The 19,068-nt window shown below is 37.9% G+C and carries 9 protein-coding genes and 1 riboswitch; all 9 genes read right to left on the bottom strand.

Going from position 1 to position 19,068, the window contains the following annotated elements:
• Positions 1-42: 42 nt before the first annotated feature.
• The 9 genes from scpA to JOE44_RS18240 all read right to left on the bottom strand — a co-directional run bounded on the left by scpA (position 43) and on the right by JOE44_RS18240 (position 18,995).
• Positions 43-2,163, bottom strand: a complete 2,121-nt coding sequence (gene scpA / locus JOE44_RS18280) for a methylmalonyl-CoA mutase (protein ID WP_209786682.1) — start codon at positions 2,161-2,163, stop codon at positions 43-45.
• Between the two features lie 138 nt (positions 2,164-2,301).
• A complete protein-coding gene (locus tag JOE44_RS18275; protein WP_209786681.1) occupies positions 2,302-5,355 on the bottom strand; it encodes a reprolysin-like metallopeptidase in 3,054 nt (1,017 codons plus the stop codon).
• Between the two features lie 136 nt (positions 5,356-5,491).
• Positions 5,492-7,594 carry a prolyl oligopeptidase family serine peptidase gene (locus tag JOE44_RS18270; RefSeq protein WP_209786680.1) on the bottom strand — a complete coding sequence of 701 codons (2,103 nt, stop codon included), beginning with the start codon at positions 7,592-7,594 and terminating at the stop codon, positions 5,492-5,494.
• Between the two features lie 93 nt (positions 7,595-7,687).
• A complete protein-coding gene (locus tag JOE44_RS18265) occupies positions 7,688-8,365 on the bottom strand; it encodes a hypothetical protein (protein ID WP_209786679.1) in 678 nt (225 codons plus the stop codon).
• Positions 8,366-8,443: 78 nt separating this feature from the next.
• A complete protein-coding gene (prfA, locus tag JOE44_RS18260) occupies positions 8,444-9,529 on the bottom strand; it encodes a peptide chain release factor 1 (RefSeq protein WP_209786678.1) in 1,086 nt (361 codons plus the stop codon).
• 159 nt (positions 9,530-9,688) lie between these two features.
• Positions 9,689-10,987: an amino acid permease gene (locus tag JOE44_RS18255; RefSeq protein ID WP_209786677.1), complete on the bottom strand. Its 1,299-nt coding sequence runs from the start codon at positions 10,985-10,987 to the stop codon at positions 9,689-9,691.
• Between the two features lie 7 nt (positions 10,988-10,994).
• Positions 10,995-13,418: a TonB-dependent receptor gene (locus JOE44_RS18250; RefSeq protein ID WP_209786676.1), complete on the bottom strand. Its 2,424-nt coding sequence runs from the start codon at positions 13,416-13,418 to the stop codon at positions 10,995-10,997.
• A 93-nt stretch (positions 13,419-13,511) separates the two neighbouring features.
• Positions 13,512-13,617: riboswitch (SAM riboswitch) on the bottom strand.
• Positions 13,618-13,887: 270 nt separating this feature from the next.
• Positions 13,888-16,725 (bottom strand): alpha-amylase family glycosyl hydrolase, encoded by a 2,838-nt coding sequence (locus JOE44_RS18245; protein WP_209786675.1) that lies wholly within the window; start codon positions 16,723-16,725, stop codon positions 13,888-13,890.
• A gap of 191 nt (positions 16,726-16,916) precedes the next feature.
• Positions 16,917-18,995 carry a T9SS type A sorting domain-containing protein gene (locus tag JOE44_RS18240; protein WP_209786674.1) on the bottom strand — a complete coding sequence of 693 codons (2,079 nt, stop codon included), beginning with the start codon at positions 18,993-18,995 and terminating at the stop codon, positions 16,917-16,919.
• Between the last annotated feature and the right edge of the window lie 73 nt (positions 18,996-19,068).

Genomic DNA, 19,068 nt, shown 5'->3' with positions numbered 1-19,068 from the left:
GAGTATCTTTTAATCTCTGTGATGAAATTAAAACTTTTCTTTTTATTTTTCTAAAAATCTTTCCAGAATTTCTACTGCACATTTCGGAAGGTTGGTTCCAGGCCCGAAAATAAAGTCTGCACCATTGGCATAAAGGAATTCATAATCCTGCTGAGGAATTACTCCCCCCACAACGATGGTAATATCATCGGCTCCCAGTTTGGATAATTCTTCTACTACCTGAGGAACTAATGTTTTGTGTCCTGCAGCCAATGATGATACTCCTAAAATATGAATATCGTTTTCTACAGCTTGTTTAGCCACTTCTTCCGGTGTCTGGAATAAAGGAGCTACATCCACATCAAATCCCATATCAGCAAATGCTGTTGCCACCACTTTTGCTCCTCTGTCATGACCGTCCTGTCCCATTTTGGCGACCATAAGTCTTGGGCGGCGTCCTTCTTCTTCTTCAAATTTCTGAGTCAGATTAAGGGCTTTTTCAAAGTATTCGTTTTTACCGGCATTCATAGCGTATACACCAGAGATTGTTTTAATATTTGCTTTATATCTTCCAAAGGTTTCTTCCATGGCATCACTCATCTCTCCAAGGGTAACTCTTCTTCTTGCTGCTTCGATGCATAATGCCAGAAGATTTCCTTTCCCTGTCTGAGCACTTTTACGGATTTCATTGAGAATCTGCTCAACAGCTTCGGTATTTCGATCTGTTTTGATTGTATTTAATCTTTCAATCTGTTTTCTACGAACTTCTGTATTATCGATGTCCAGGATTTCTATTGCATCCTGTTTCAATGAGGATTTGAATGAATTGACCCCAATAATGAATTCTTCTCCGCTGTCAATTTTCGCTTGTTTTTTTGCGGCAGCTTCTTCAATTCTCATTTTTGGAATTCCGGCTTCAATAGCTTTGGTCATTCCACCTTCCTGCTCTACCTCATCAATATACCTCATCGCTTCTTCAATCATTTGCTGAGTAAGGCTTTCTACAAGATTACTTCCTCCCATCGGATCTACAACATCGCATATTCCGCTTTCCTGCTGAAGAATGATCTGTGTATTTCTTGCAATTTTTGCTGAATAGTCTGTAGGCAGGGCAATGGCTTCATCCAGCGCATTGGTGTGAAGAGACTGCGTTCCTCCTAATGCTGAAGACAAAGCTTCTATAGCTGTTCTTGTGATATTATTGAAAGGTTCCTGCTCTGTCAGAGACCATCCGGAAGTCTGTGAATGGGTTCTTAATGCCAGAGATTTTGGATTCTGAGGATTAAACTGTTTTAAAAGGGTTGCCCAGATATATCTTGCGGCACGCATTTTAGCAATTTCCATGAAATGATTCATCCCGATTGCCCAGAAGAAAGAGAGTCTTGGAGCGAAATCGTCTACGTTCATTCCTGCTTTTATTCCTGTTCTTACATATTCAAGACCGTCTGCCAGGGTGTAAGCCATTTCCAGTACTGGTGTAGCCCCTGCTTCCTGCATGTGGTATCCGGAAATAGAAATGGAGTTAAATTTTGGAATGTTTTGCGAAGTGTATTCAAAAATATCTGCGATGATCTTCATGGAAGGTGCCGGCGGATAAATGTAGGTATTTCTTACCATGAATTCTTTCAAGATATCATTCTGAATCGTTCCTGAAAGCTGATCCTGATTTACTCCCTGCTCTTCTGCCGCTACGATGTAAAAAGACAAAATAGGAAGTACAGCTCCATTCATAGTCATAGATACTGAAATCTGATCCAGGGGAATTTCATTGAAAAGGATTTTCATATCTTCCACAGAGTCGATAGCCACTCCTGCTTTTCCTACATCTCCTACTACTCTTGAGTGGTCAGAGTCATATCCTCTGTGTGTTGCTAAGTCAAATGCTACTGAAAGTCCTTTCTGGCCTGCAGCAAGGTTTCTTCTGTAAAATGCATTGGATTCTTCAGCTGTAGAAAATCCGGCATACTGACGGATTGTCCATGGTTTTTGAACATACATGGTGGAATACGGACCTCTAAGATAGGGTGCAATTCCTGGAGAAGTCTGCGTTAATGATTCATCTTTTACATCTTTTTTTTCATAGGATGATTTGAGTTCAAGTCCGTCTTTTTCAAAATTGTAAATCTCTCTTTCCTGAGCTGATACATTAAAATCCGGTTTTTTCACAGAAATTGTCTTTCGCATTCCAATTATTTTTGTCCCCGTAAAGTTAATTTTTTTGAGCGAAACATGAAACTTCTGTTAACGTTCTGTTTTCCTTAAATTTATGAAAAGAAAAAGGCCGGGCAAATGCCCGGCCTTTCCTATTAGTAAATAGTATGCTTATTTTTTGATAAGCTTCGTATTGTAAGTATTTTTGTCATCTTTTATCGTGATTACATACATACCTTTGATTAATGAAGCTACATTAATTCTTTGTCCGTCAATATGTCCTTCCTGAGCTAATCTTCCATCAGCAGTATAGATTTTATAGTCTGCTTTTCCTTTCAGATTTTTCACTTCTACGAAAGTATCTGCAGGGTTCGGATAAATTGAAATTTCAGATGATTTTACATCTTTTGTTTCGTTTACAGCAAGAGTACTTGTAATTTTTACAGGCAGATCCATTACTGAACCTCCTCCTGTTGTGATGTCTCCACATGCACTTGCTAAAGCAGCCGTATTATACTTCGTAACAATTCTCATTCTTAGAAGCTTATCTCCAGCATATGTAGTTGAAGGTACTGTAAAGTTTTGTGCTCCAAAACTTACACTTCCTGCAGGAACACCTCCGGAAAGGCTAATTATTCTTTCAGATATCTCAAATACTCCATTTCTATTATAATCAATCCAAACAGAAAGATTTAAAGGAACGTTGGAACTGCTAAATGCTTGTCTTACTACAGGTGTAATAGCGTACGTAGTTCCCTGAACCAAATTGACAATCTTACTAGGATCTTCAGATAAATCTTTATATGATCTTAATGAAGGATCATCATAAACAAGATTTGAAACTGTTACTTTTCTAATAGCTCCAACATAAGATGTTCCTGAATTCATTATACAGTAATCAATTCCGGTCTTTAAGCCGTTTGTTTTAAATACATAATTATTGGAGAATGCACCAGGAACACTGTTTACAACAGCTGCAACCTGCACTTCATAATTTGTTTCATCTTCAAGACCTGTTAATACCACTGAATTTGTTGTACTTGTTGTATTTGACCAGTTTGATGTCCCTTGTTTTCTATAGTTAACAGAATATGTTGCTCCGGTTACGCTATTCCATGATGCTCTGGCTGTTGTCTTGAACACTTCTGTGCTTATTGTTGTAAGTCCGGTTGGAGCCGCAGTTGTAGATGTAGGTGCATCTGCAACAGTAACTTGAGGAGAAACAGCATAGAAAACGTTACCAATTGCTGATACTCTCAACTTAATTGGTGTCGTAATTGTATTTGGCATTTGTACTGTGTAGCTCCCTGTATTAGGTGTAGAAGCAACTAAATCTGTCCAGGTTGCTCCATTATCTGAAGTATAATCAATCTTTACATTAGGTGAGTTATAAGGAGCTGTATTAGTATTGGCTACTTCCCACTGAATAATGTTATTGGCATTTTTATACAGAACTGATGATGTAGTAAGACCATTAAATTTAAAAGGTCCGTCGTTTCCAATGACTGTATTAACTTCTGAAGAAGACAACATTGGTCTTTGTGCATTTTGGTCTCTGACCGTTACAGCATAACTTAGAGTTCTAGGAATATAAGATACAGTCTCCCAATTTGGATTTGGATTATTTGCTGCATCAGTTTTGTTCGTAAGAATTCCATTCATAACTAGTGGAAAGCTTGGGAAATATCTTCTTCCACTACTTGTTCCAAAGCGGGATCTTGTTAATGCACCCTGTGTATTGTATCCCCATCCCGTGTCTCCTGAAATTGAAGCCAGTCCGGTAACACTATCTGTTTGCTCCCAAGTGTAATTAATAGCATCTCCTTCTGCATCTGTTGCTGAAGCATCAAGATAATAAGCAGTCCCTTTAGGCACTGTATAAGAGGTAAGTGCTGCTATTACTGGCGGCGTGTTGTTCGTGATTGTCTCAGATGTACCGCATGTGGAAGGCTTGCCGTCCAAATTCGTTAAAATCTGATCTACAGATTTATAATGGAAATAGGCATCTGAAGACATTTGAACATTATCACTTGTAATCCCTGCATATCCCATAATAGTAGTTCCTCCTCCTGGTTCTACGTTAACATTACTTCCTTCAGATTTATTTGAAAATGTATGATTTCCTCCTAACTGATGCCCCATTTCATGAGCCACATAGTCAATATCAAAAGCATCTCCACTTGGGATACTATTAGCTGGTGAAGTAAATCCGGATCCTTTACCTGCAGGTACACTCGTGGTTGGATCAACACATATACAGCCGATGCATCCAGCGTTTCCTCCTCCTCCTGAAGCACCGAATAAATGGCCTATGTCATAGTTGGCATTGGTTACCTGAGCTGTAATCGCATTCTGAAGTTCAAGATTCCAAGCTCCTTCGGATCCTACATCACCTGGTGAATAAGGGTCTGAAGCCGGATCTGTATAGATAACATTCGGGAAATTCTGAACAAGTAATTTTATTCCAAAATCCTTTTGGAATACTCCGTTCACACGGCTCATAGTATTGTTAATTGCAACAAGTGCCGGAGCTCTTTTTTGATCATCAGTAGCCGTAGCCGGTACACCTGCCAAATTCATAAAGTATTGAGTATACTCTCCAGTAACAGAAATTGCTAATCTGTAAGTTCTGAATTTTGTACTTGAGGGTCTACTGGTGATTCCTACATTAGAAAGGGTCTTTTTTCCATTAGCTTCTAATGACTTTATATCTTTAAAGTTCTTCTCTTCTGTAGAACATTCAAATCCGTGCTCGCTTTCTGTTCTGTTTGTTTTGTAGAAAACACCATACACCTGCTTATCTGTAGTAATAGGTTCTATAAACTGGAATTTTCCGTCTTTGATTATCATCGACTGCAACTCAGTAGGTGCAGTACTGAATCTTACATATTTTCCAGGATCATCTACTCCTACACCAACGTAAGAACCCAATTGATATTTGTCTGCAATAGATTTTTCCATAACAGGATCACTGTATACAGCAAATTTTTCAATTTTTCCTTCCGCTGTAGGTAGAGAAACAATCACAGCCTGAGCTCCTTTTCCTGTTTCTACAGCATCTTTCAACATATTCCTAAGAGACTGCAAATCAAACCTGTAAGAATATTGAACTTCTACTTCTTTTCTGATTTGAGAGGTTTTTTGTGAGGCCGGTTCCCACCTCTGTGCATGGAGACTGGAAAGTCCAGCAGCCAAGGCACACACTAGTAAAATTCTTTTTTTCATAATTACCTAATTAGTTTAGAATTGATAAACTTTAAATATCCGCCCTAAAAATAAGAATTATTAACACAACAACATAAAAAAAACGACCAATTTTAAATAAAATTAGCCGTTTCCTTAAATATACTATTTTTTAGAGTTATTTCTTTATTCCCATCTCAAATAAAGCAAATGATATAAGATCTGCATTTTCACTAATCACCTGATCTGTAGCTCTTCCGGCACCATGCCCTGCATTCTTTTCAATTCTCAGGAGAATAGGATTTTTACAAGCCTGTTTTTCCTGAAGCTCTGCACCAAATTTAAATGAGTGTGCCGGAACTACTCTGTCATCATGATCACTGGTAATGATCATTGTTGACGGATAGCAGGTTCCTGCTTTTACGTTGTGTACAGGAGAATAGGATTTAAGATATTCGAACATTTCTTTACTGTCTTCTGCTGTACCGTAGTCGTAAGACCATCCTGCTCCAGCCGTAAATTTATTATATCTCAACATATCCAAAACTCCAACTCCAGGGAAAGCTACTCTCGCAAGGTCCGGACGCATTGTCATTGTTGCTCCTACTAATAATCCCCCGTTTGATCTTCCTGAAAGTGCCATGTATTCTTTTGAAGTATACCCTTTACTTTGAAGATATTCTCCTGCAGCGATAAAGTCTTCGAATACATTTTTCTTCTGTTGTTTTGTTCCTGCATCATGCCATTTTTTACCATATTCACCTCCACCACGGATGTTTGGAACAGCGTAAATACCACCATTTTCCATCCAGATTGCATTTACTACAGAGAACGAAGGCTGTAAGCTGATGTTAAAACCTCCGTAAGAATACAGAATAGTAGGATTTTTACCGTCAAGTTTAGTTCCTTTCTTATAATTAATCATCATAGGAACTTTTGTACCGTCTTTTGAAGTATAGAATACCTGTTCTGAAACGTAATCATCCGGATTAAACTTCACTTTAGGTTTTTGATACACTTCAGATTTTCCTGAGTCTACATTAAATTTGTAGGTGGTTCCCGGTGTAATATAGTTACTGAAAGAGAAATACACATCTTTCTCTTTTTCTTTTCCTCCAAATCCTGAAATATTTCCTTTTCCGGGAAGTGTAATTTCTCTGATCAGTTTTCCTGTTTTATCAAACTGTTTTACCTGATCTATAGCATCAATCATATAGGTTGCAAAGAAATATCCTCCACCTGTAGAAATTCCTAACACGTTTTCTGTTTGTGGAATCACATCTTTCCATGTTGCAGGAGCCGGGTTAGCGATAGTTGTTTTCACAAGACGCATATTCGGGGCATCTTTATCAGTAAAAATGAAAAGATCATCACCTTGTGTATCTACGATGCTGGCATTGATGTCAAATCCGCTCATAATTTGTACAAAGTCACCTCCTTTTTTAAGGTCTTTTATGTACAATTCATTACCATTTGTAGCATTAGCCGCAGAGACAATAAGGTATCTCTGGTCCTGAGAAACGCCTGCACTTAAGTATCTTCTTGGGGTTTTATCACCTCCGAAAATCAATTTATCTTCAGATTGTTTTGTTCCCAGTTTATGAAAGTATACTTTATGTTTATCTGTCATTCCCGAAAGTACAGTCCCTTCTTTAGGTTTGTCGTAGCTGGAATAATAGAACCCTTCATCTCCCTGCCATGAAATTCCGCTGAATTTTACATCCAGTAACGTTTCATCAATCTGCTTTTTGGTAATTGCATCAATGATAATGATCTTATTCCAGTCGCTTCCTCCTTCAGAGATAGAATAAGCAGCAAGGTTTCCTTTTTTGTTGAATGACAGGTTGGAAAGTGAAGTAGTTCCTTTTTCTGAAAATTTATTAGGATCTAAAAATACTTCTGTAGCATTAGTCTTATTGTTTGTTCTATACAAAACAGACTGAGCCTGCAATCCATCGTTTTTAGAATAATAGGTGTAGTCTCCTTCTTTGAAAGGGGCTGAAATTTTTTCATAGTTCCAGATATCCTTCAGCTGGCTTTTGATTTTATCCCTGAACGGAATTTTAGATAGATAATTCTGACTGTAAGCAACTTCTTCATCTACCCATTTTTTTGTAGGTTCAGAATCATTTTCCAGATCTCTGAATGGATCGGAAACAGCGCTTCCGAAATAGGAATCTGTCTGGCTTCCTTTTAGTGCTTTAGGATAAATCATTTTCTGAGAATAAAAAGATGCTGAAAATAATACTCCAGCTGTTAACAATATAGGTTTAAAATTCATACTGATCGGTTTTTCTCAAAAATACGCAAAGTATGTGAAATAAAAAAAGTCCCGTTATATTGGGACTTTTTTATGTATTATAGGATATTTCAACTATTCATTGGCACCGAAGCTTTCAAAATAGAAATCGGTAAGGTTGCTAACAATCTCATCCGGACTTCCATTCCAATAGTATATTTTATCTCCTTCTTTCAATTCATATAAAGTAAAGTTTTGATCTGTTGTTACCGTTTTATCGGCATTTTTAAAATCCTGAACTGCCTGAATTAAATATTTTTTCAGATCCTCAGTTTTTATTTTATTCAGATCACCTTTTGGTCCGGAAGTCAGTTTGGAAGGAACCAGGAAGCTTACAGCATACCTTATTTCTGCAATTTTTTGCCCTTCAACATATTCATTAGGAACCACTTTTACTTCTTTAACGTTAAGTTTTCCGGTTTTAAAATTCCCAAACATTGCGGTGAAGTAATCTTCTGCTTCTTTTTTACATGCTGCAGCTGTTGCTTTAGGAAAAGCTGAAAGAAAATTATCTACGCTTCCATTGATCATTTCCTTTGAAGTTTCTTTAAAATCCACCTGATAAGCGGTTTGTCCATCTACTGTAGGCTTTAAATAATCATTGAGTTTATTCAATGCTGCTTCATCATTGTTCACGAAAGTACCAAAGAAGAGTTCAAAGGCTTCTTTAGGTTTCTTTACTTCCGTCTGAGCCATCAGTTGCTGTCCCATCATGGTAAGCAACAGCAGGAAAATAATTTTGTAGTTTTTCATAGTGTATATTTTGTTTTATTATTTGGAAAAACAAAGCCCCTGAAAAGTCAGAGGCTATATTTTTATGTATTGATAATTTTAGTAATTTTCTTCTTCCCCCTTCATTTTCTCTGCATTTTCCGCCATGATTACGGCATCAATCATCTCAGAAATATCTCCATTCATGTAAGCATCAAGGTTGTACATAGACTTATTGATTCTGTGGTCTGTAACTCTTCCCTGAGGGTAATTGTACGTTTTAATTTTTGCAGAACGGTCTCCTGTAGATACCATAGATTTACGTTGTGCAGCGATATCTCCCTGTACTTTCTGTAATTCGATATCGTATAATTTTGTTCTTAGCATTTCCATTGCCAGCTCACGGTTAGCCAGCTGAGAACGGGCTTGCTGACAAACCACTACCATCCCGGAAGGTTTGTGGGTAAGCTGAACTTTAGTTTCAACCTTGTTTACGTTCTGACCTCCGGCACCTCCTGAACGGGAAGTCTGCATTTCAATATCTGCAGGATTCAGTTCAAAATCTACTTCTTCAGCTTCCGGTAAAACAGCAATTGTAATAGCAGAAGTGTGTACTCTTCCCTGAGATTCTGTTTCAGGTACACGCTGCACACGGTGAACTCCGGATTCAAATTTCATGATTCCGTAAACTCCTTCTCCTTCCACTTTCATGATCAATTCCTTGTATCCTTTTGCAGCTTCGTTGGAATCTGTTACTTCATGTCTCCATCCTTTTGTTTTAAAATACATGGTATACATTCTGTACACATCCTCTACGAAAATAGCGGCTTCATCACCTCCTGTTCCGGCACGTAATTCTACGATAACGTTTTTGTCATCAGCAGGATCTTTAGGGATCAGTAATACTTTCAGTTCTTCTTCTAATCCTGGAATTTTAGCCTGAGCTTCCAGCTTTTCTTCTTTAGCAAGATCTACCAAATCTCTGTCTGAACCGTCTGCAATAATTTCTTCAGATTCTGCAATACTGTCCAGCGCTCCTTTGTACTGATCGTAAACTCTTACAATTTTTCCCAAATCACTATATTCTTTGTTCAAAGAAGAATATCTTTTTTGGTCTGAAATGACATCAGGCTGTATAATAAGGTCTGCAACCTCATTATATCTTTGTTTTATAGCTTCTAATTTTGGAATTAATGATTTAGACATTGTAGAAATTTTGTGGGTGCAAAGATAAGGATTATTAATTCAAAATTAAAATTCCGAATCATCATAAATTTTTGAGCATTAGGGATAAAGGGAGCAAAATGAAGAAAATTCCCAATTTACCAATTGTTTATCCGTCTTTCTGTATCGCTAAAATTTACTTTAATATCTTTTAGAAAGCCTTCTGTCAATCAGATATAAAACAATTCCCACTGCAATAATTCCCAATCCTATCAAGCTTTCTTTAGGATTATGGATAAAAGTAAAATAAAGAATATAGATGCTGAACAATAGAAAAACGGCTGGAAAAATATGAAAAGCATTAGATTTAAAGATTTTTCTGTCTTTTTTCTTAAGAAAGAACACGGTAGAAATAGCCAGGCTGGCAAAAAGCTGTAAAATAAAAGCTGTATAGACAAAGATTTCTTTAAAACTTCCTGTCAGAATAATAACAGAGGCAATCACTGCATGAGCAAAAATGGCTCTTACCGGAATTCCTTTTTTATTCCCTTCGGATAAGGGTTTCCAAATGTAGGTATGTTTTGCAAAAGCCTGTGTTAACCTCGAACCTACCCACAGATACCCGCTAATTGTTGCTATTAATTGCAGGGCAATAAAAATATTGACAATCTTTCCAAAAGCAGGTCCCAACATATTGACAGCAGCTTCTCCCATCACATCTTCTTTTCCTGCCAACTGGCTCACGGGAGCATGTTTCAGCATAATATAATTCACCAGAATATAGCTTACCGTCACGAAAACAGTTCCTATAATAAGAGATTTAGGAAGGTTTTTCTGAACATCTTTTATTTCTCCTGCGATATAAGATGCCGAATTCCAGCCTGTGTAAGAATAAGTTACAAATACCAGGGAGGTAGCAAATGCAGGAAGCATGATTTCATTCTGCCAGCTGTCACTGAAATTGAGACTGTTCCCAATCTGCGGTGAACCTGAAATTCCTACTCCAAGAATAACCAGGACAATAATGAATGCAATCTTAATGAACGTAAAAAAGTTATGAAACCTACTGGATGTTTTCAGGCTAAATGATAATGCAATGGCAACCAGAAATATTGCGGCAATGGCAAACCCATTTCCAAAAGAAAAATCGAATACGGAAAGGTATTTTGACATTGCCAATGCAGCCAGTGCAACCGGAGAGGAAAACCCGATGATAAGTGAAATCCAGCTTATCAGATATCCGAATATCGGATGATAGGTTTCTTTGAGGTAAATAAAATCGCCCCCGTTTCCTTTAAAATGCGAACCTAATTCGGCATAGCAAAAAGCCCCGAACAAAGCGAGAATTCCTCCAATACTCCAAAGCAGGAAAATGCTGTAGGTATTGGTAATATCGGACAACTGAAATCCCAGGGTTGTAAAAATCCCGGTTCCGATCATATTGGAAACAACGATAGCGGCGGCTGTTTTCCAGCCAATCTGATGTGAAGCAGTACTCATTTAATGATTAAAAGTTAAAATTAAGTCTTCCAAAGAAATAATTTCCCAGTGTTCCCATCTGAACCGGCGCATATTTGAATACTCCATAATATGAATTTTCATAGATCTGGCGATCCGGGAAAACATCAAATACATTATTGGCTCCTACTGTAAAATTGATGTTTTTTGTGATGTCATACCCGACACTGATGTCCGTAACAACCTTCGGAGAGAATTCCTGAACGCCTCCAAATGGATAACCATCTCTTATTACTTTACCAAAATAGGTATTTCTTACGAGAAAATTGAACTTTCCTATTCCATAATTCAAGCCTAATGAAGCTTTTGTTTTTGGAGACAGGGTTTCAATGATGTTGATCTGATCCGGGCCAAAGAATTCATTCTGAGGAGTTCCTAAGTTTTCCGGAAAATGAAAGTCTGTGATTTTTGTTTCTGTATAGTTTCCGGCAAGATTAATATTTAAATTACCGCTTCCAAGAATCAAGTCATAAGAAACGACCACATCTACTCCTTTTGTTTCAGTATCAATGGCATTTGTAAAGAATCTTCCGCTTTCTACGTTAAACTGATCCAGTCTGGGATCGGTAATATTGCTGGTAATTACAATCCTGTCCTTTACTTTTATCCAATATCCGTCTACTGAAATAGACAGTTTGTTTAAAGGTCTCAGCGTAAATCCAGCGCTTGCATTAACAGACGTTTCCTGTTTAAGCTTATCAAACCCAAGAATTCTGGCTGCTTCGCTATCATTTCGGAAAATCCCTTTGGTTACAATTCCTGAACCGGAAGTAGAAATGTCGGCATAAGAGTTATTAAAATACTGCTGTTGAAGGGAAGGAGCTCTAAACCCTGTTCCTACAGCTGCTCTAATTGCATAATTTTTTACAAATTCATATCGTATTGCTAATTTCCCATTCAGGGTATTTCCAAAATCTGAATAATTTTCAAATCTGGCAGCAGCGTCAATATTCAGTTTTTTATCCAGATCATAGGAAACATCTGCATATACTGCCGTGGAATGCCTGTTTTTTTTCACTGCATTGTCTGGAGAGAATCCGATAAAAGATTGAGATCCGCCCGCTCCAAGCACCGTTGATCCTTCGGTGGCAACATTTCCGTTGATGTCATATTGGGTATAAGAAGCTTCATCACCGGGTTTGATCTGGTATTGTTCCAATCTGAACTCTCCACCGAATCCGATATTGAAACGATTTATCTTTTTGGAAACATCAAGATTAATCGTATTTTGAAGGAAGCTGTGTGCTCCAGCATAAAAACGCGTTGGTGAATTTGCTCCCAGGGAAGCATTATTGGTATTGCTAACATTGTAATTGAAGGTATTGCTTCCGAATGTATTGCTAAGGTCAAAAAACCAGTCATTGACATTATATTTTGCTCCTACAGCATAGGAGACATCATATACTTGTGATCCGAGATTTGCCTGAAATCCGTTCGGATAAATGGATGAAACCACATTAGAAGCTTCGCTTGGAAGTCTTCTGAAACCAAAACCTTTTCCTTCTTTGATACTGAAACCTCCAAAAGAATAGATTTTAAATTGATCGTTAAAAGGATATTCTGCATTGAAAAACAACTGTCCCTGTCTGATCTGGGCATCTCCAATCTGAAAATTAAAATCGTCACGGGTTAGTCCTCGTTCTTTAATCTTTGCATCATCTGCTGCTCTTGCCGCTTCGGGATCATCAGCAAATGCATAGGCAAAATTATTTCCAAAAATATCCAGATCATGATTTTGAGTTCGTGTTGTTTTTCCTCTGTGGCTTAATTGTAGGGAAAGGTTGATATAACCCTCTTTTTTTCCTAATGAAGTCCCATAATTGGCTCCTGCCTGATAAGTATCCCCATCATTTCTCCCAGTCAATCCATACGTAAGACTTGCTGAGGCTCCCGTATTTTTTTTAAGAATAATATTGATAACTCCTGCAATGGCATCAGATCCGTATTGTGCTGCAGCTCCGTCCCTTAACACTTCTATTCTATCAATCGCAATGACCGGAATTGTACTTAAATCTGTTCCTACAGATCCATTTCCAACCGTATTCTGATAATTAACTAAAGAGGTGGAATGTCTTCTTTTTCCGTTAAGTAAAACCAGAATCTGATCTGGTCCCATTCCTCTTAAGGTTACAGGATCAATATGCTCTGTTCCATCAGAAGCAGACTGTCTCACTGCATTAAACGATGGAATCACATAGTTCAGGAGATCCTGAGCCGTCATTTGTGGAGAACTTCTTTGTATTTTGTCAATATTAATAACATCTACAGGAACTGGTGTTTCCAGTTTTGTTCTTTTGACATTTCGGTTTCCGACAATGATGATATCTTCTATTTCTTTGCCTTTCTCCTCATTCTCCTGAGCAGCGACTAACATTGCCCCAAACAATAATACAGCTGTGCTTAATTTTTTCATTTTTGTTCTTGCCAATTAATAATACGAATCTGACGGATCTTTCCGCAGATACACAAGACTTCAAGAAATGGAATTCATATAGAATATTGACTTCACTTATCTCCCCCTCCGGGTTGGAATTAGCACCTTTACACTTCTGGAACCGTGCAGGTTGCTAAGGTTTCACCGGGCCAAATCCCTCCACCTTTCTTGATAAATCTACTGCAAAAGTAGACTATTTTTTTAAATATACAAAAAAGCAGATCTGCTGTACTGCAAATCTGCCTTTCATTATTTTATAGAACTTGTGGTAAGTTTTATTTTTGAAACATTAAGATGATATTAAGGTGATAAGAGTATTAAGATAAGCTTCGTTTTAAGCTTAAAATTCAGAATGATTCATCTTAACTACCTTTATTTCTTAAATCCTTCTTAATGGTTTTACTATATTCAACATTTTTTATAAGTCTAAACAGCTTGATAATTTGTTTTATTTGATCATCATCTTTTGAATCGCAATTCCTGTATCCGATTTCAACTGTACCAGATAGGTTCCCGGTGGATAACTGATTTTCGTTTCATGAATACCGTTTTCTTTATTCAGCTTGAAAGAGTCCAGCTTTTTACCCGTCATATCAAAAATTAAAATTTCTCCGTTTTTGGCTTTATTGAAAATGAATCGTGCGATTCCGTTTTGTATCGGATTGTCTGCAATCTGAAGGGACAATTTGTTCCCTTCATTGATATCTATTGTTGACAAAGCACCTGCATAGTTTCCAAATATTCTGAATTCTCCAGGCTGTAAAGTGATCGGAGTGGTTGTAGAAGCCACATTCAAAATACTATCATCCATTAGATTCTGCCATTGACCTGTGTAAGGAAAGAAAGGAATAACATTTTTTGCAGATGTATCATAATTGGCCAATACTACTATATTTTTTATTCCCGTTGTAATTGCTGCATCATACACGTAAATTCTTGTGATCAGCCCATTAGGATCATTCGTAAGGTTATTGGATTCTATACTGTAAGTTTTAGATTTAAAAACCTGATGGGTATTCCTGATATTGATTATTTTAGCCCATGTATCATAAACTGCTTTTCTGTTTGCATTGGTATCATATCCTAATGTAAATGCAACAGGTTTCTCATCTGTTCTGCATCCGCTGTCGATAGTTCCGTTAGCACATCTGTTGATACTAAATTCGTATCCCAATTCTCCAAACTGCCAGATCATTTTCGGACCGGGAATGATAAAGAACGTAGCACCGAAAGTTTTCATTCTTTCAAGAGCAGTATTCAGGTCTTTCACATTATAGCTGCCGTTTACTGCACCATAGGCAAGGTTTTTAAACATCAGCCTTTCTTCATCATGGCTTTCTCCATATCCTACAGCACTCATATTGGTAAAGCCATGAAGACTGTGATTCATACGGTCATAATTGCTGTTTTCCTGATACCCCATTGTATTCTGATTGTAAGGCTCTGTCTGCTTATTCCAAAGCATAACGCCTTTTCCTTCTGCGATCCTGTAGTTTGCCCATTGCTGTTCCTCTGCATCAGTTCCCAGATGTTCAAAAATCATGTAAGAATTCGGGTCTATAGTCCACTGTCTGTCAGCATAATGTTTCATGATATCTACTCTGTCCTGTTGATAAGCATTCGTGCAGGCTTCATCATTTTCAGAGCAGCTTTGGGTAAATCCTTTTGTTAAATCCCAACGGAATCCGTCTATGTGATATTCAGTCAGCCATTGCTGAAGACATCTTTCAACGTAATATTGCGTTGAAGGACTTGTATGGTTAAAATCATTAAATACATTGTATGAATGTTTCGGAACCTGATTAAAATAAGGATTGTTGGCTGCAACATCTCCGTAACCATCTCCATCAGGATCTACGTTCCAAAGTCTTACCAAAGGTGAGCGTCCTGTTGCATGGTTAAAAGCAACATCCAGAATAACCGCAATTCCGTTCTGATGGCACAGGTCTACAAATTCTTTGAATTTTTCAGGAGTTCCATAAGCTTTGTCCAATGCATAATGGAAAGATGTATTGTATCCCCAGGAAAGATTTCCGTCAAATTCCATGATCGGGAGCAATTCTATAGCATTGATTTTTAGATTTTTTAAATAAGAAATTTTATTAATCAATGACTGCCAGTTCTTTTCCTGTGTAAAGTCTCTCAATAATAATTCATACACTACCAGATCTTCTTTTGCAGGTCTTTGGAAATTGGTTGTCTGCCAGTTATAAGCCGTCTGCCCTGTTTTAAATGTTGACACTTCAAAACCCTGCCCGGCAGGAAATGCAGGTAAGTTTGGATAGGTAGAAGCCGAAATCCACGGATCATCATAAGAAGATAATATTTGTGGTGAATAAGGATCTGCTACTTTTCTCAAATCATTGGTTCTGTATTGGAAAGTATAAAGCTGTTGAGGGGTAATCCCGTTGAGTTCAATCCAATAAAGATCCGGGTTTGTAGTATCTCTTTTCATTAAATAAGAATCATTCACTGCCCAGTTATTGAAACTTCCGATGACATGCACAAAGTTTTTACCCGGCGCATATAAAGCAAGTCCCACTTTGGTCTGATCTGCCGGGTGATAATTGATTCCCTGTTTAATCCAGTTAGGTATTGCTTCAGAAACTACATTTCTCGGAACCTGTAGGATAAACGTTGCGGCTTTAAAATTAGATCCCTGTGTAGCTATAAGTTCCATACTGGCATCCTGAGAAACAGTATAACTATAAGAATAAGATTGTGAAGGTGTTGTTGTTGAATTTACAACCGTTCCGTTGGCTTTTAACTGAAATGTAGCATTACCATTAGAGGCAGCCGTAATATTGATAGAATTCCCCACGGGAACAGAAGTTAAACTATTGGCCAGCGGATGGGTAAGACTTAAGCTTAAAGTACCTACGTTTACAAAAATATCAGGTGAGGTCTGATGTGATCCTGTTTTATCTTTTAATAGAAATCCAAACCTCCCTATTCCTGTTCTTCCGAAAAAGGCTGTTGGAGTAAAAGTAAGCGAGTAACTGTCTGTACCTGCATTATAATTCAGTTTATTTACATCACTGGAATTGTTCCAGCTGCCATTGGTAGGACAATCCTGACTGTTCTGATAATTCGTGTCAAAAGACCAGGACCAGATATAAATGGCATTATTGGAAACACCCCACGCAGATTCGTCAATCTGATCTCCCGGAACTGTAAGTGTTACAGCATCTGTCTCATCAAATGGGTTAGGGGTAATGGTATAATTGATCTGCCCAAAAACGAACAATGTAATCAGCAGAAAACCAACGGAATAAAACTTTTTCATTTATTATTTTTTATCGAATATAGTATAATTTTTCCTTCATAACGACTATTCTTGCTTAATCATCATCAAATATTTCAATTTTCCGGGAAAAAATAAATCAAAAAAAGGCTCATGAAATTTTCATGAGCCTCCCAATAAAAGTAATTGTAATGAACTAATCTTTTGACGAAAATCGATGTCCTGAAATTCGCTTAATCTTTTATAATCTTTTTCGAAATGGATTGTCCGTTCTTAAGTTTTAATTCTACGATGTATAATCCTGAAGGAAGTTCAGTCATGTTAATCTGATTATCTGAGAACTGTACATTCATTCTTTGTCCTACAGCATTTACTACATTTACTTTTTCAATTCCGGAATCAGATTTAACTGTAAGAATTCCTTTGGTAGGATTAGGATACATTCCTATTACTGCATTTTTCAGTGTAGTTTCAGAAGTACCCAAAGAAGCTGTAGGCTTGATACATCTTACCGATGATCCCTGTCCTCTCATAGATCCTGCTGACGGATTGGCAATTGTTGATCCGATATACAGATATTTTGCTCCCAGACTTGATGTATCAGAGCTCCAGAAATACCCTCTTTGTCCTACAAAAGTAAAGTTACCATCACTGGAGCTTCTGTATCCTCCAGCCGGTAATTTAAGATTGCTGCTGTAGGCCGTTGCCGGATTGGCAATACCTTCTGCCCCTACTAAAGCAGTCCAGTCCGCCTGAGAAGGCATTTTCCAGTCTGCACCTATTGCTTTACAAGGATCTACTCCAGCCGATGCATTAACATCTGCCGCTGATATTCCTGTCCATGTATCTCCACTTGAAAAACCAGCCCACCATGCTGGAGATCCGGCAATATAACCTCCTCCCGTAGTACTTGTTCCTTCTGGTGTATTAGGCGATGGAGCCTGTACAATCTGAGAATTTCTAAGCTGGTGACCATCATCCCATCTTCCCCATTGGAAAAGATCTCCATAGGCGTTCGCATCAGCTACTGAAGAAGCTACCTGCGTACTTCCCAGATTCTGTTGAAGCCATATTTTTCCGTCAGCGCCTCTTACCGTAGAATACGCTACCTGTTGACCGCGATACATAAAACTTACACAGCCTACGTCACCTACATTTACTCCTGGATCTGTATTGCTGCACGTTTGAGGATTTAATGTCAATGAAATTCTTTTAACTTTTGTGGTGTTGTCAGAATAAGCCAGAACAAGATAGTTGTGTGCTTTATCTATTGCAAGATCATTATATTTTGCTTCACCATCGGAAACGAAGTCACCACCAAATGGGATCCAGTTTTGTGAATCATCTAATTTATAAACGGTATTTCTCAGGAAATTGTCATTTTCAAAACGGCTGGCAACCACGTAAGGTTTCCCAGATTCTGTTACCGCTAAGGCAACATGCTGTACCCTTCCTTCTGAAAAGTTAGCATTTCCAACCTGTACCCATGAATTCCCATCAAATTTTTTGACATTTACCTTTTTTCCTCCTCCTGAGTTTGAAACATAGGCTACATAAATAGTATTGGATCCATCTAAAGCAATATCAGCATTATACTGTTCTCCTGAAGAAGAAGCGTCTGCCGCAGCTCCGCCTACTAAACTCCAGTTTTGTGTTGAGTTGGCACCAGTACTGTTTTGATATACTTTCAAACCTCCGGAAACATTACAGGTATACACCATATTATTGGTTCCGATGACCATTTCAGCAAATTCAGCTCCTCCTGAAAAGCCTGCATTTCCTACTTGTCCCCAAGCCCCTCCAAAGTATCTTTTAACAGTTCCTGAACCATAAGATCCATAAGTAAATATGATATTGTCAGCTGATACTGCGGAAGCCTGATAATTAACAGAGCTATCGGTAGCGTTGGGAAGCTGAGACCATAAAGATCCTGTAAACAAGCGTACTTCCATTCCGGAACCTGGATAACCAAGTTGGTTGGTATAATAAATGCTGTTCCCGTTTGGACTTATTGACAGTGAGTTGTAAGTTGCTGTTCCTGTAGTAATTCCAGGACTTCCCCCCAAGTAAGCCCATGAGGTTCCGTTAAATTTCTGAACAGAGCCTTTGGCTACTGAAACATCATAATAGGACAGATAATAATTTCCCTGATTATCAATAACCAAATTATTAAAACTGCTTCCTCCTGCAGATACATCCTGAACTCCTCCTACATTTTCCCATTGTTGGGCATACATATAGCTTCCAGCAAGGGTTAGCAGCGCTAATCCCGTTCTGATTTTCTTTATTGCAAAATGTAAATCTTTAAACATATGAAATATTATTTTTAATTATTCTAAATTTAATTTAATTTTGCGCAAAAGTACCTCACATAATTAACCCCGA

Origin of the sequence: Chryseobacterium sp. PvR013 (assembly GCF_017833095.1) — a bacterium.
Lineage (GTDB): Bacteria > Bacteroidota > Bacteroidia > Flavobacteriales > Weeksellaceae > Chryseobacterium > Chryseobacterium culicis_A.
This window is presented reverse-complemented; position numbering and strand designations above follow the sequence as displayed.